This window comes from Roseateles sp. (assembly GCF_965262435.1).
GTDB lineage: Bacteria > Pseudomonadota > Gammaproteobacteria > Burkholderiales > Burkholderiaceae_C > Paucibacter_A.
The window spans coordinates 1,371,624-1,385,027 of record NZ_OZ253537.1 but is presented as its reverse complement, the minus strand read 5'-3'; the positions used below and the strand labels follow the sequence as shown (position 1 = coordinate 1,385,027).

General features: G+C 67.3%; 13 protein-coding genes. 8 read left to right on the top strand and 5 right to left on the bottom strand.

Annotation, left to right across the window (positions count from 1 at the left end; all coding sequences use genetic code 11):
- Window positions 1–62 precede the first annotated feature (62 nt).
- The 5 genes from ACQY39_RS05995 (at window position 63) to ACQY39_RS05975 (ending at window position 5,275) form a co-directional block, all read left to right on the top strand.
- Window positions 63–1,640, top strand: coding sequence for a hypothetical protein (locus ACQY39_RS05995; RefSeq protein ID WP_428504337.1), 1,578 nt, complete (start codon window positions 63–65; stop codon window positions 1,638–1,640).
- An 85-nt stretch (window positions 1,641–1,725) separates the two neighbouring features.
- Window positions 1,726–3,000, top strand: coding sequence for an FAD-dependent monooxygenase (locus ACQY39_RS05990; RefSeq protein ID WP_428504335.1), 1,275 nt, complete (start codon window positions 1,726–1,728; stop codon window positions 2,998–3,000).
- A gap of 89 nt (window positions 3,001–3,089) precedes the next feature.
- Window positions 3,090–3,701: a hypothetical protein gene (locus ACQY39_RS05985; protein WP_428504333.1), complete on the top strand. Its 612-nt coding sequence runs from the start codon at window positions 3,090–3,092 to the stop codon at window positions 3,699–3,701.
- Window positions 3,702–3,905: 204 nt separating this feature from the next.
- A complete protein-coding gene (locus tag ACQY39_RS05980; protein ID WP_428504331.1) occupies window positions 3,906–4,472 on the top strand; it encodes a hypothetical protein in 567 nt (188 codons plus the stop codon).
- Window positions 4,473–4,483: 11 nt separating this feature from the next.
- Window positions 4,484–5,275, top strand: a complete 792-nt coding sequence (locus ACQY39_RS05975; protein WP_428504329.1) for a hypothetical protein — start codon at window positions 4,484–4,486, stop codon at window positions 5,273–5,275.
- A 7-nt stretch (window positions 5,276–5,282) separates the two neighbouring features.
- Here ACQY39_RS05975 and ACQY39_RS05970 read toward each other — a convergent pair whose 3' ends face one another.
- Both ACQY39_RS05970 and ACQY39_RS05965 read right to left on the bottom strand, forming a co-directional pair.
- On the bottom strand, window positions 5,283–5,729 hold the full coding sequence (locus ACQY39_RS05970; RefSeq protein WP_428504327.1) for a lactoylglutathione lyase: 447 nt from the start codon (window positions 5,727–5,729) through the stop codon (window positions 5,283–5,285).
- Complete coding sequence (locus ACQY39_RS05965) at window positions 5,729–6,970, bottom strand: acyltransferase family protein (protein WP_428504325.1); 1,242 nt, start codon at window positions 6,968–6,970, stop codon at window positions 5,729–5,731. Before ACQY39_RS05965 ends, ACQY39_RS05970 begins: the two co-directional genes overlap by 1 nt.
- Window positions 6,971–7,133: 163 nt before the next feature.
- Here ACQY39_RS05965 and ACQY39_RS05960 point away from each other — a divergent pair, with 163 nt between their 5' ends.
- Entirely contained in the window at window positions 7,134–8,243 is a 1,110-nt protein-coding gene (locus ACQY39_RS05960; protein WP_428504323.1) for an ABC transporter substrate-binding protein, read from the top strand.
- A 16-nt stretch (window positions 8,244–8,259) separates the two neighbouring features.
- On the opposite strand, the gene ACQY39_RS05955 is transcribed toward ACQY39_RS05960, so the two are convergent.
- Complete coding sequence (locus tag ACQY39_RS05955; RefSeq protein WP_428504321.1) at window positions 8,260–9,144, bottom strand: DMT family transporter; 885 nt, start codon at window positions 9,142–9,144, stop codon at window positions 8,260–8,262.
- 149 nt (window positions 9,145–9,293) lie between these two features.
- On the opposite strand from ACQY39_RS05955, the gene ACQY39_RS05950 reads away from it, so the two are divergent.
- Window positions 9,294–10,034: a hypothetical protein gene (locus ACQY39_RS05950; RefSeq protein WP_428504319.1), complete on the top strand. Its 741-nt coding sequence runs from the start codon at window positions 9,294–9,296 to the stop codon at window positions 10,032–10,034.
- A 626-nt stretch (window positions 10,035–10,660) separates the two neighbouring features.
- Here ACQY39_RS05950 and ACQY39_RS05945 read toward each other — a convergent pair.
- Window positions 10,661–11,239 carry an NnrU family protein gene (locus ACQY39_RS05945; RefSeq protein WP_428504317.1) on the bottom strand — a complete coding sequence of 193 codons (579 nt, stop codon included), beginning with the start codon at window positions 11,237–11,239 and terminating at the stop codon, window positions 10,661–10,663.
- Window positions 11,240–11,562: 323 nt separating this feature from the next.
- On the opposite strand from ACQY39_RS05945, the gene ACQY39_RS05940 reads away from it, so the two are divergent.
- Entirely contained in the window at window positions 11,563–12,783 is a 1,221-nt protein-coding gene (locus tag ACQY39_RS05940; protein ID WP_428504315.1) for a M24 family metallopeptidase, read from the top strand.
- 28 nt (window positions 12,784–12,811) lie between these two features.
- On the opposite strand, the gene ACQY39_RS05935 is transcribed toward ACQY39_RS05940, so the two are convergent.
- Window positions 12,812–13,390: a hypothetical protein gene (locus ACQY39_RS05935; protein ID WP_428504313.1), complete on the bottom strand. Its 579-nt coding sequence runs from the start codon at window positions 13,388–13,390 to the stop codon at window positions 12,812–12,814.
- Window positions 13,391–13,404 lie beyond the last annotated feature (14 nt).

Below are 13,404 nucleotides of genomic sequence, written 5' to 3'. Positions count from 1 at the left end.
CAAAGCCAATTCCGCGCCCTAGACTCCTCGACTTTTTTCGCCAAAAAGAATTGAGGGAAGTCATGGAGACGAGGAAAGCAGCTCATCGATGGTCAGCGCTGGGCGTCAGCGCTCTGCTGGCCCTGGCCGGCACCGCTTGCGGCGGCGGCGGGGGCGGAGGCAGCAGCCCGACTGCACCAGCACCAGCACCAGCACCAGCACCAGCACCAGCACCAGCACCAGCACCAGCACCAGCACCAGCACCAGCACCTGCTCCCGCGCCGGCGCCGGCGCCGGCTCCCAAGTCGGTGCAGAACGGCAAGGTCATCGACGGCTATGTCAACGGCGCCACGGTCTGGCTGGACATCAACGGCAACCACCTCAAGGACGCTGACGAACCCTCCACCATCTCCAAGGCCGCCGGCGCCTACCAGCTCGAACTGAGCGAGCCGCAACGCGCCTGCCTGCCCTATGCCACGCTGTACGTCGATGTGCCGGTGGGCGCCGTCGACGAAGACAGCGGCCCGGTCAAGGAGGCCTACCAGATGGCCATGGCGCCACAGTTCCAGCCCATCAGCCTGGACCAGGTGCTCAACGTATCGCCGCTGACCACCGCCATTTGGGACCAGGTGCGCACGCGCCTCACCGCCAGCGACCCCAAGCTCAGCAGCTGCGACCAGCTGCGCCAGAACCAGGGCCTGCGCGAAGCCATGATCTACGAGATCAAGAACGTGATGGGGGATCTGGTGCGCCGACACAATCTGTCGGAAGCACGCATCCATGACGACTTCATCAAGTCCAAGGACACGCAGAGCTACACCGTGGCTCAGGACATCGTCAAAGGCCTGAAGGCCGGCTACGCCCACAAGCAAAAGCTGCATGCCGATTACGCCGACGCGACCTTCATCCGCTCCGAGGTCTATCGCGGCCGCGGCAGCAACAGCTACAGCGATGTGGCCGGGGTTTGGTACCGCAACAGCTCGGTCTGGCGCCCGGCCGGCTATGTGAACGAGTCGGTGGTTTTGAGCGAAGACCTGAGCAAGACCTTGCGAGTGTTGAACCTGCGTCGGCAGGACGAGCAAGCCTGGGGCTCGGCCAAGCTCAAGATCACGCGCACGGGCTACAACTTTGACTCGAACGTGAGCAGCTTCCGCTGTGCGATCGACGAAACGATTGAGCAGCTCAAGGATGGCGTCACCTACCGATTGGTGGTCGAGTACATGGACCCGAAGCGCGAGGATGACCCGACCGCCTGCTTGCAGGACAGCCGCGCCCTGCCGAGCGAGATCGGGCAGCGCCAGTACTATGCCAACTACCGTGTCGGCCTGGTGAGCTACACCAACAATCTGCGCTTCGATCCGCTGCAGCCCGAGCACACCGCGCTCAAGGACTGGTTCAACCTGAAAGCCAAGAGCAGCCAGTTGGACTTCAACAGCGTGATCACGCGCATCGCGGGCAGCGGCATCCGCTTTGACGAAGAGGTCAAGATCACGCCCTTCAGCAGCTGGTACAAGCGCTCCGAGGACGACACCGGCCTGCGCGTCACCATCGAGAAATCGGACATCGGCAACTGGACCCGCAACAGCACCTTGGCCGATGGCACCAGCCGCAAGGAATGCAGCGGCGACCAGGGCAAGACCTGGGGCAGCTGCGGCGGCTGAAGCCCATCCCGGCAGCGGGCCAAGCGGCGCTGGCTATAGTGCTGACTTGCCCGCTTTTGCAGGCTTTCGCCTCGCTGCCGCACCCATGCCCGCCTCTCCTTCCTCGCCCTCGTCCTCCTCGGCCCCCTCGGCCACAGCGCTGCGCCTGGCCATCATCGGCGCCGGCCCGGCCGGCCTGAGCCTGGCCTTGCTGGCGGCTCAGCGCCTGCCGCAAGCGCAGATCACGCTGTTCGACGCGCGGCCACTGGACAAAGATGTGTCGGGCGACCCGCGCACCCTGGCACTGGCCCTGGGCAGCGTGCAGCTGCTGCAGCGCCTGCAGGCCTGGGATGCCGAAGTGGCGCAGGCGATTCTGGAGGTCAGCGTCAGCCAGGCGCCGCCCACGCTGAGCCACCCCTTGTTCGGCGCCAGCCAGGAGCCCGAGGTGCGACTGAGCGCGGCCGAGCAAGGCGTCAGCCAGCTCGGCGCCGTGCTCAGCTACGGCCAGCTGGTGGCGCCCATGCAAGCACGCTGGCAGGCCCGCGTGCAGGCCGAACCCGCCCGCCTGTTCAGCCGCTTCGGCACGCCCGTGCAAGGCCTGAAGCCGCTGGCGCCCGGCGTCGAGGTCGATGCCGGCGTGGCGGAGAGTTTCGACCTGGCCGTGGTGGCCGAAGGCGGCGTGTTCGCCGAGCAGGCGCGCAAGGCTGTGTCGCACGACTACCAGCAGAACGCCTGGGTCGGCAGCGTCACCCTGGCCGAAGACAGCCCGCCAGGCCTGGCCTTCGAACGCTTCACGCGCAACGGCCCGCTGGCCCTGCTGCCCCTGCGCCCGCGCGACGGTCAACGCCGCGCAGCTCTGGTCTGGTGCATGCCCCAGGCCGACGATGACATCGCCTCGCTCAGCGACGCGCAGCGCCTGGCCGTGATCCAGAGCCTGCTGCCGGCACGCGTGGGCACGCTGCAGGGCATCAGCCCGCTCAAATGCTTTGCCCTGGGACTGAACGCCGAGCGCAGCCTGGTCGAGGCTCAGGTCGTGCGCATCGGCAATGCCGCCCAGACCCTACACCCGGTGGCCGGCCAGGGCCTGAACCTGGGCCTGCGCGATGCCTATGCCTTGGTTGAGGCCCTGGTGCAAGGACAGGCGCGATCGAGCGACCCCGATGTGGCCGCGCTCTGGGTCAGCCAGGCCCTGCGCCGCGTCGAGTGGCAGCGCGCACCCGACCGCTGGAGCATGATCGCCGCCACCGATTTCCTGGCCCGGACCTTTGCCTGGCGCTGGCCCGGCCTGCCGGCCGCGCGCGGCCTGGCGCTGGCGGCGCTGCAGCTGGCGCCGCCGCTGAAGCGGGCCGTGGCGCGGCAGATGATGTTCGGGCGGCGCTGAGCGCAGGCTCTGTACCCGGGCCCCGACTCTTGACATCAAATCAAACTCAGATGCACTACCCGCGCTTCATACACCTTATCTCTACGGCCTTGCTTGCGCAGATCGCTTGCGCTGGCGCGGCCGATCTGACTGCCGCGGTACCTAAGGCGCCTGTTGTTCAGGCCGCGCCCCTGGTGGCCGGCCAGGCCCAGCGTCAGTTCTTCGAGCAACTGCGCAGCCTCTGCGGCCAGGCCTTCGAGGGCCGGGTCGTGGTGGACCAGCCCAAAAGCGGCGCGGGCTTCGAGGGCCGCTTGCTGATGCACGTGCGGCGCTGCAGCGAGCGTGAGATCCAGATCCCCTTCCATGTCGGCGACAACCATTCACGCACCTGGATCGTCAGCCAGACCGGCTCGGGCCTGAGCCTCAAGCATGACCATCGCAAGGCCGACGGCCGCAGCGATGCCTCGACCATGTACGGCGGCCACACCCGCGATGCCGGTTGGCCGCAGCTGCAGTCCTTCCCGGCTGACCCCTACAGCCAGGAGCTGTTCCTGCGCCAGGGCCTGGCGGCCTCGGTCGGCAACACCTGGCAGTTGCTGATCAACACCGAACTCAAGAGCTTCAGCTACCGCCTGCTGCGCGAGAGCCGCGAATTCCGGGTCGACTTCGACCTCAGCCAGCCAGTGCCGCCACCGGCCGCGCCCTGGGGCTACAGCGACTGAGTCCCTCCCGCCATGGCGCGTCCTGTAAGAGCTTGCAGGCGGGTTAACGCGCAATTGCCATGGAAACCCTCAGCCGGGAGGCAAAGGGGCCTGCCGATACTTTGCGGCAGGCGCACAAGCTGTTGGAGTGTGCGCATCGGCGGCCCCGCCCACAAGGCGTGGCCACTCCCTTTGTTTGCTCCTCAGCTTGTGAGAACTCGCACCATGAAGAAGACCACCCGCCCCCACGTGCTCGCCCTCAAGGCCTCGGCCGCCCTGGCGCTGGCCCTGAGCCTGCTGCCTGCCGGCGCCGTCACGGTGAACAGCACCTACATCCAGAACTCGGCCACCGAGATCCGCGGCCAGCTGGGCGGCTACGCCCGCCCCACGGTGTACGTGAACCAGCGCGCCTGCGGTGAGCCCTCGCCCAGCGCCTACGCCTGCGGCCCTTACACCATCAGCGTCGGCACCTCCTTCCTGCAAGGCCAGGAGAACAGCTACGGCAACTACGTGGCCAAGTTCATCATCGCCCACGAGTGGGGCCACTCGATCCAGTTCACGCGCGGCATCAACAAGCGCGCCCCCATGCAAGAGCTGCAAGCCGATTGCGTCGGCGGCACCTTCGCCAAGTACGCACAGACAACCCTGCGCTACCCCAGCTTCATCGAATCGGCCGTGCGCTCGGCCCGCGCTGCGGCGGACTATGCAGAGCACGGCACGCCCTCGCAGCGCGACTACTACTCGCGCTACGGCTATGCCAATGGCCTGAACGCCTGCCTGACCCGCATCTGATGAAAGCGGCCATGACACCCACCCGCTGGGGCATGGCCGCCGCCCTGCTGGCCGCCGGACTGCTGGTCTGGTGGCAGTGGGACGAGGCCGCCACCGAACAGCAGCGCCAGGCTGCCGAGCAGGCGAAAGATGCCGCCGCGGCGCTGGCCGCTTCGCAGGCCGGTGATCCGGCCTACGGCTTGCGCGATCTGTTCGGCGCCGTCGACCGGCCGCTGCCGCGAGGCCCGGCGGCCAGCGGTGCACCGAGCAGCAGCAACCCCTGGCAGCTGGCGCAGGCCTCCACGGCCATGGCCGAGGCCGGCGGCAGCGCGCCCCCCGACCTGAGCCCCGAGGACAAGGCCGTGAACGAACAGCTGCGCCGCCTGGGCTACCAGATCGACGAGCGCTACTATCAAATGCCGCTCGCCCAGCTGCGCCAAGCTGCCGCAGCCAAAGATGTGCAGGCCCTGACCCATCTGGCCGAGCGCTATTTGTTTGCCCTCGACGGCAAGCCGCAAGAGGCCGAGCATGAGCCCGGCTTCCCCTACCGCGAGGCGGCTCGCACGGCCCTGACCGAGGCCTTTCTGCGCGGCAATCTGCACGCAGCGGCCATGATCTCCGAGACCTTCCTGCTGGAGAAGCGGCCGCTCGACGCGGCCACCTGGAACCTGATCGCACGCCGCTCGGGCGACCAGCTCAGCGCCGACTGGTTCCTCAAGACCCAGGACTATCTGCAGCTCGGCGATGCCGGCCGCCAGCAAGCGGCCGAGAAGGCCGAGGCGCTCTGGGCGCAGCTAGAAAGCCGCAAGAAGAACGGCGCTTGAGCCGTCCTTACCAAGAACCCGTATTCGGCATGGATGCCCAAGGCTCGGCCGGCGCCAGCGCCGCGCCGTCCTGCAGCAGCTCCACCGAGATGCCGTCGGGCGAGCGCACAAAAGCCATGCGGCCGTCGCGCGGCGGGCGCAGCACGGTCACGCCGTGGTCGGCCAGGCGCTGGCAAGCAGCGTAGATGTCGGGCACGGCAAAGGCCAGGTGGCCGAAATTGCGGCCGCCGCTGTAGACCTCGCCTTGGCCATTCGCGTCGGGCCAGTTGTAGGTCAGCTCGACCTGGGGCTGGTACTTGCCGGCCTCGTCGCCCGGGGCAGCGAGGTAGAGCAGGGTGAAGCGGCCGGCTTCGTGCTCGCTGCGGCGCATCTCGACCAGGCCCAGCGCGTCGCGGTAGAACTTCAGCGAAGCGTCAAGGTCGGTCACACGGACCATGGTGTGCAGGTATTTCATCATTGGGGGCTTCTTGCATCGACAGTGGCAACGGCTGCAATTGTCGCGGCTGCCCGGTCGGGCTGTGGGGCTGGGGTCTTGGCGCCGTCCACACCCAAGAACAAGGCCAGTGGCGCCGGCAGCACCCGGCGAGCCAGGACGTAAATCAGCCCGCACAGCAACCAGGTCATCAGCACCAGCAGCAGCCCTTCGAGCAGCGGCGCCAACTGCAAGGGCGCCAGCACCTGAGTCAGCAGCACGATCACTGTCTGGTGCAGGATGTAGACGCAGAACACGGCGGCTCCAAGGCGCCGACGCCAGGCCGAATCGGCATTGAGGTGCAGGTAGGCAAAGCCGCAGGCCGCCGCCGTGGCCCACCACTGCATCAGGCCCCAGACGCCGCGCATCAGCACCCGCAAGGTCTCGGGCGGGGTAGCGCTGTCGTAAGCGTCGAAGTACACCAGCAGCACGGCCCAGGCCGCCAACGCGCCGACCAGGGCCGGCCAACGCACAGCGCTCAGGCGCACCCAGAAGGCCGAGCCGGCGTGAGAAGCCAGCATGCCCAGCAGGAAGAGGCTCAGGTATTGGGCGTGGTTGTACCAATCCCAGCTCAGGTTGTGGGTGGACGGAAACAGACCCACCAACTGCCGCGCCAGCATCAGGGGCAGGGCCAAGCCCAACAACAAGCCCCAGGGTCCCAGAGCAGCCAGGCCTTGGCCGCACCGCGCCAAGACTGCGGGTGCCTGGCGCAGCAGCAGCCAGCCGATCAGGCCATAGCCCCAGAGGTAGGGCAGGAACCAGAGGTGGTTCCAGGTGGGCAGATCCAGGCATTGCCAGCGGCCCTCTTCCATGCGGCAAAAACCCTCGTAGCCCTGCAAATACTGCTGCATGAACTCGAAGTAACTGCCCGGGTAGGCCAGCTTCTGCACCACCTCGAAGTAGCTCTGCGGTGGCACGATGACGAGCATGCCAAACACCAAGGGCAGCAGCAGGCGCGCACTGCGACGACGCATCAAACCGGCCTGCGCGCGCGTCGAGGCCTGGGCCAGGGCCGCACCACCGATGAAGAACAGCAGGCCCAGGCGCCAGGGCGAGCTCATCAGCATCAGCGGCTCCAGCGCCGTGCTGGCGGCCGGGCTTTTGACATGCCAGCCCCAAGTCACGTAGTACATGCCCACGTGGTAGGGCACGAGCAGGCCGAAGGCGAGGATGCGCAGCCAGTCGAGGAAAAAAAGGCGGGGGTTATGTGTAGCTTGTTTCATGCCGCCAGCATCGCTGCCCGCCCAGCACCGGCCAAGCAATCTGGGGCGAACCGAGCCAAACCTGTGGCGAAGTGGAAAGCCCCGTCACCAGCCACCTGTTCCACCGTTCACTCATCCCCCCACCTTTGCCACAATCCTCCCGTCAACCCGGAGACTTTCACCCATGAAACTGCGTCGCCTTGCCATCGCCCTGTGCTGCAGCCTGAGCTTCACCGCTGCGGCCGTAGCCCAGATCAAGATCGGCCAGACCGCAGGCTTCAGCGGCCCGGTGGCGGCCGGGGTCAAGGAGACCACCGACGGCGCCAAGCTCTACCTGAACGCCATCAACGCCGCCGGCGGCATCAATGGCCAAGCGATCGAGCTGATCTCGCTGGACGACAAATTCGAGCCCGCGCTGGCCGCCGAAAACGCCAAGAAGCTGATCGATCAAGGCGTGCTCGCCCTGTTCCTGAACCGCGGCACGCCGCACAGCCAGGCCATCCTGCCCCTGCTGGCCGAGCACAAGCTGGCCCTGGTCGCGCCCTCGACCGGCGCCATGCTGCTGCACAAGCCGGTCAACCCCTACGTCTTCAATGTGCGCGCCACCTACCAGCGCGAGGCCGAGCGCTCGATCCAGCACCTGGTCGGCATGGGCATGAACCGCATCGCTCTGGTCCAGGTGGACGACAGCTTCGGCGCCGACGCCGCCACCGGCGCACTCAAGGGCTTGCAGACCGCCAAACTGCAGCCGCTGGCGCACCTGAAGTTCCCGCGCGAGAAGCCGGACATGACGGCCGTGATGGCCCAGCTGGCCAAAGCCGATGCCCAGGCCCTGCTCATCATCGGCGCCGGCGCGGCCGTGGCCGACGGCGTCAAGGCCTTGCGCGCCGCGGGCTCGGGGGCGCAGGTGGTGACCCTGTCCAACAATGCCTCCTCGGGCTTCATCAAGCAGCTGGACACACTCGGCCGCGGCATCATCGTCAGCCAGGTGTTCCCGTCCGAGCGCTCGCTGAACACGCCCATGATCCGCGAGGCTCAAGAGCTGGCCAAGGCGGCCGGCCTGAAGGAACTCACGCCCTCCAATGTCGAGGGTTTCGCCGCCGCCAAGGTGCTGGTGGCCGGCCTGCGCAAGGCCGGCAAAGACCTCAATCGCGCCGGCCTTGTGCGCGCGCTCGACGGCCTCGGCAAGATCGATCTCGGCGGCCTGGAACTGCGCTTCAGCAGCAGCGACCACACCGGCATGGACTATGCCGATTTGGCCATCATCGGACCCGACGGAAAGTTCTGGCGCTAGGCCGCCGGCTCAGCCTTCACCGCCGCGCCAACCACACCCCTGCCACCGCCACCCCCATACCCGCCAACGCCAGGCCATGCAGGGTTTCGCCAAACAAGGTCCAGGCGAACACGGCCGTGGTGGGCGGCACCAGGTAGAACAGGCTGGCCACATGGACGGCGCTCCCCTGGCGGATCAGCACATTGAGCAGGCTGACCGCGCCCAGCGAAAGCACCAGCACCAGCCAACCCAAGGCAAAGACGAACTGCCCGCTCCAGTGCACCTGCAGGCTCTCACCGCCAGCCCAGGCCGCCAGCAAGGTCAGGGGCAGGCAGGGCAGGAACTGGATCAGCGAGCCGGTGCGCAGGTCAAAGGCCGGGCAGAAACGTTTTTGATAGAGCGTGCCCGCCGTGATGCCCAGCAGGGCCACAAACGCCGGCAAGAGCATGGCCAGCAAGGCGGCGCCGCCGAGACCCGCAGCCACCTTGTGCGCCAGCACCAGGCTCACGCCAATCAGGCCCAAGAGCAAACCCAGCCACTGCGCCGGCCGCACCCGCTCGCCCAGAAACAGGCCGGCACCCAGCGCCGTCAAGAGCGGCTGCAGGCCCACCAGCAAGGCTGTGATGCCCGCCGGCAAGCCATGGCCGATGGCCATGAACACGCCACCCAAATACACGCCATGGACCAGCAGGCCTGACACTGCGATATGCCCCCAGGCCCGGCTGCCCCGCGCCGGCCAGGGCGCCCGCGTCCACAGCACGATGGCGCCCATCAGCAGCAGCACCAGGGCATAGCGCAGGCTCAGGAACGTCAGCGGCTGCGCATCAGGCAGGCCGTACTTGGCGCCGATGAAACCGGTGCTCCAGAGCGCGACGAAGAGCCAGGGGTAGAGCTGGGGAAAGAAACGAGTGGCAACAGGCATGAGGCAGTATCGCCGCCACAAGCCGAGCCGAGCCGAGCCGAGCCGAGCCGAGGCGAAGCGGGTGGGCATCAATTGCTGCTGCGCGAGCGGGTGCAGGCCGCGACCGAGGTTCGAGCCCAAGCTCAGGCCGCGGCGCAAAATAGCGCCCCATGAATGACAAGCGACTGCAACAGGATCTGCAACGCCTCTACGGCAGCCACGCCACGGCCCTGAGCGCGACGCCACGCGCGGCCGTGCTGGAATTGGCGCGACCGGCCGATTGGAGCGCGCTGGGCGCCGTCTGGCGCGGCGTGCAAAGCGATCTGGGCCTGCCGGCTCCGGCGATTGCGGTCAACGGCCTTGACGGCTTTCAGCTCTGGTTTTCGATGGCCGAAGACGGCATGGCCGCGCAGGCCGCCGAACTCCTGCCTGCGCTGTGCCGCGTCTATCTGCCCGAGCTGCGCCCGACGCGGCTGAGCATGTGGTCCGCCACCATGGCCACAGCCGCCCCCGCGCTGCCGCCTCAGCGGCAACAACAAGTCGCGGGTGAACAGTGGTCGGCCTTTGTGGCACCCGATCTGGCGCCGGTCTTCAGCGACGAGCCCTGGCTGGACACCGTGCCCGGCCCCGAGGCGCAGGCCGAAGTGCTGGGCCGCCTCGCTTGCATCAGCCCGGCCCAACTGGCGGCGGCCTTGGAGCAGTTGGGCGCCAGGACCGGCAGCACGTCGCCCCCACAAGCGCCGAGCGCCCAGCAGGCAAGGCCTATGGCTCCCTTGGGGCTCGTAACGCATGCCGCTGATGAAACCGACCCGCGCCGTTTTCTGCTGCGCGTGATGAACGACGAAGGCGTGGCGATGGCGCTCCGCATCGAAGCAGCCAAGGCGCTGCTGTCAGCACCCGCGAAGCCCTAGCCCGCGTTCGTCTGCAAGCGGCACATAGCGGAAGTTTGATGGCCGGGTTTGCCGCGCTGCGGTAGCTCGGCCCGCCGCCGTGCTCATGGTGCACGGGTCGGCTCTGCGAGCCGACTGCCCTCGCTGCTCACGGCGCGGCTCAGCGTCGCCAAACTCCCTCCGTTCGCTGCGCTCACTGTGGTCAAACAGGTGGCGCCGAGTCAGTGCTTGAAGCGCGCGGGTACACGCGCCTGAGCCGCTTCGCTGCGCTCTCGGCCGCGCACAAATCGCCCGTCGTCGGGCCGAGCCACCTCCGAATGTGGCGTGTTCCATCGCCGAGGGGCACATCGACCGCGATGCAAGCGCCCTGCAGTTCGGGTCGCCGTTGGGCGATTTGTGAAGGGCTGAGCAGCGCAGGGCATCGGGGCGCGCGCGTACCCGCGCGCTTCAAGCGCTGACTTGGCGCGTCTGTCTGAACGGAACGAACGCAGTGAGTGAAGTGAGTTATGCGCCAGCCCCGAGGCGCGAGCAGCGCAAGGCAGTCGGCCCGGCAGGGCCGACCCCGGAACCATGAGCCCGGCGGCGGCCCGGACTGCAGGGCCTCACGAGGGAGAACACGAAGGCTGCTTTGTGCCGAAGGCGACCTCTCACCCCATGGGTCGCACGCCAATCCAGGCTGCATGGGCCCAGAACGCAAAGCCGGCCCAGGCTGCGGTGCCGATCAGCACGGTCAAGGCCGTGCCTGCGGCCGAGCTGGGCAGGGCCGCCGGCGGATGGGCACGGTCGCGCTGGCGTGCAGCGCGGAAGCACAGCACGGCCCAGACCAGGAAGCCACCGAACAAGAGCAGCTCGGCCAGCGTGTTGTTGGCCAGCAGATGGGCCAGGGCCCAGAGCTTGACGCTCAAGATCATGGGGTGGCGCAACTTCGCCTTGAGCGCATTGCGCGGCACATAGGCAGCCGCCAGCAGGATGAAGGCCAGCAAGGTCAGCAAGGCGGCCAGGTGATTCATGCCCTTGGGCACGGCCCACAGCACTTGCGGCGCCAGACGTGCCTGGCCAAAACCCCAGACGATCAAGCTGAAGCCGAGCAGAGACAGCACGGTATAGACCAGCTTCCAGCGGGCCTCGCCCAGGCGAGCACGCTGCGCGCTGCGCCAGTCCTCAGCCACGATGCGCACCGAGTGCACACCCAGAAAAATCAGCAGGCCCAGAATCAGTTCAAGCATCAAAGAAACTCCTCGTCGTTAGGGAAGCTCTGCATAAATCGGGGCGAGACCATGCAGTGCGGATCGGGATGGGTTGCAAGGCGCAGTTTGAAGCCAATAGCCGTAGCTATTGGCGAGAAGTGCAACGCCGCAGACCGCCCGAGGCCGCGCTAGCAGGGGCCGGACTGATTTATGCAGAGCTTCCTTAGGCTTGACGCTGGCACCGGATGGGCCGCGTCCTTGGCCCGCTTTGTACGCGATAGACCCAGCCCGCCCCGGCTTGCAGGCCTTTGCGGTTAAAGTATTCTTTAAATATATTAAATCAATTGCACCGGAGTTCAACGATGACACGAGGCGTGGGCGGCAACACCGCATCCGAAGCCCTGGCCGAACTGGCCCGGCAGTTCCAAGACCAGGCGCCGGTGACACCGATTGGCCTGGACGAGTACCGCCAGCGCGTGGCCGCCGCCCAAGCCCTGCTGCGCCAGCAAGGCCTGGCCGCTCTGTACGCCCATGCCGGCACGAATATGCGTTACTTCAGCGGCACGGTCTGGCACCCCAGCGAGCGCCTGGTCGGCCTGATCATCCCGGCCGAAGGCGAACCGCAATACATCGCCCCGGCGTTTGAAGAAGGGACACTGCGCGAGTACATGGTGCTGCCCGGCGCCCTCCATGTCTGGCAAGAGCACGAGAGCCCTTACGCCCTGTGCCGCCGTGTGTTGGCCGGCTTGGGTCTGGGCGCCAGCTCCAGCCGCCTGGCCATCAGCGAGGACACGCCGCTGTTCGTGGTCGACGGCCTGCAGCGCGAGGGCCTGGCCTGGGTCAATGCCAAAGCGGTGACGGCAGCACTGCGCATGCGCAAATCGAGCGCCGAGCTGGCCTTGATGCAGCGCGCGCACGACCTGACCCTGGCCGTGCATCAGGCCGCCGCCAGCATGTTGCATGAGGGCATCAGCACCACCGAGGTCGAGGCTTTCATCGCCGTGGGCCATCGTGCCGTCGGTGCGCGCGGCTCTTACTTCTGTATCGTGCTGTTCGGCGCAGCCACGGCCTTTCCCCATGGGGTCAAGGAGGCGCAGCGCCTGCGCGAGGGCGATATGGTCTTGATCGACACCGGTTGCCTGGTCGAGGGCTATATGTCCGACATCACGCGCAGCTATGTCTTCGGCACGCCGAACGCGCGCCAACGCGAGATCTGGAATCTGGAGCAAGCGGCGCAGGCCGCGGCCTTTGCCGCCGCGCAGATCGGTACGCCCTGCTGCGAGGTGGACCGCGCCGCACGCCGCGTGATCGCGGCCGCCGGCCTGGGGCCGCGCTATGAACTGCCCGGCCTGCCCCACCGCACCGGCCACGGCTGCGGCCTGGACATCCACGAATGGCCCTATCTGGTCGACAACGACGCCACCCCTTTGGCGGCCGGCATGTGCTTCAGCAATGAACCCATGATCTGCGTGCCCGGCGAATTCGGCGTGCGCCACGAGGACCATGTCTACATGACCGAAGCCGGCCCGCGCTGGTTCAGCCAGCCCGCGCACTCGATCGACGACCCCTTCGGTCGGGCTTGATTGATGAAGTCAGGTACGAAAGGCCTGACTACTCAGGCCATTTGAGTTCGAGGAGTTCGCGCAGCAAGGTATTCAGGTTGCTGCGTATCGCAGCCTCGCTGGCCATGCGCATGCGCTCATTGGGGTCCAGCATGGCGGAGCCGAACTCGGTGGTGTGCAGGGTGCGCAACTTGCGCTCATAGACCGTGCGGCCTCCGCGCGATTCGATCACGGTGTAGCTCAGCGTCACCGCGACTTTGGCATCGAGCACGGCCACCATCGGTTGATCGAGTTGGATCAGGCTGACGCGCAGCTCGTAGCGCGCCTCGGCCGGGCGAGGCGCATACAGACCGGTGTCACGCAGCGATTCCTCCAGCGCTTCCTGCAAGGAGCTGTTGCTGATCTTGGCGCCCCAGTAGCGCCCGGTCGGTTGGCCGCCGGACACCGGCATCAGCTGCATCTGCGCGCGCAGGCCGTTCGGCACCCAGCTGCGCAGCTGCAGACTCTCCGCCTGGCCCAGGCGCATGGCCGGCGCGTCGGCCGGCGTGCCGCAGGCCGCCAGCAAGGCAGCCAGGCCGCAGGCCAGAGCGCAGCGTCGCGTCAGATGCAGGGACGGAATCAAAAGCATGGCGGTGGAGACGA

Coding starts and splice junctions, on each gene's coding strand:
- ACQY39_RS05995 (WP_428504337.1), top strand. CDS start 63: ATGGAGACGAGGAAAGCAGCTCATCGATGGTCAGCGCTGGGCGTCAGC.
- ACQY39_RS05990 (WP_428504335.1), top strand. CDS start 1,726: ATGCCCGCCTCTCCTTCCTCGCCCTCGTCCTCCTCGGCCCCCTCGGCC.
- ACQY39_RS05980 (WP_428504331.1), top strand. CDS start 3,906: ATGAAGAAGACCACCCGCCCCCACGTGCTCGCCCTCAAGGCCTCGGCC.
- ACQY39_RS05975 (WP_428504329.1), top strand. CDS start 4,484: ATGACACCCACCCGCTGGGGCATGGCCGCCGCCCTGCTGGCCGCCGGA.
- ACQY39_RS05970 (WP_428504327.1), bottom strand. CDS start 5,729: ATGAAATACCTGCACACCATGGTCCGTGTGACCGACCTTGACGCTTCG.
- ACQY39_RS05965 (WP_428504325.1), bottom strand. CDS start 6,970: ATGAAACAAGCTACACATAACCCCCGCCTTTTTTTCCTCGACTGGCTG.
- ACQY39_RS05960 (WP_428504323.1), top strand. CDS start 7,134: ATGAAACTGCGTCGCCTTGCCATCGCCCTGTGCTGCAGCCTGAGCTTC.
- ACQY39_RS05955 (WP_428504321.1), bottom strand. CDS start 9,144: ATGCCTGTTGCCACTCGTTTCTTTCCCCAGCTCTACCCCTGGCTCTTC.
- ACQY39_RS05950 (WP_428504319.1), top strand. CDS start 9,294: ATGAATGACAAGCGACTGCAACAGGATCTGCAACGCCTCTACGGCAGC.
- ACQY39_RS05945 (WP_428504317.1), bottom strand. CDS start 11,239: ATGCTTGAACTGATTCTGGGCCTGCTGATTTTTCTGGGTGTGCACTCG.
- ACQY39_RS05940 (WP_428504315.1), top strand. CDS start 11,563: ATGACACGAGGCGTGGGCGGCAACACCGCATCCGAAGCCCTGGCCGAA.
- ACQY39_RS05935 (WP_428504313.1), bottom strand. CDS start 13,390: ATGCTTTTGATTCCGTCCCTGCATCTGACGCGACGCTGCGCTCTGGCC.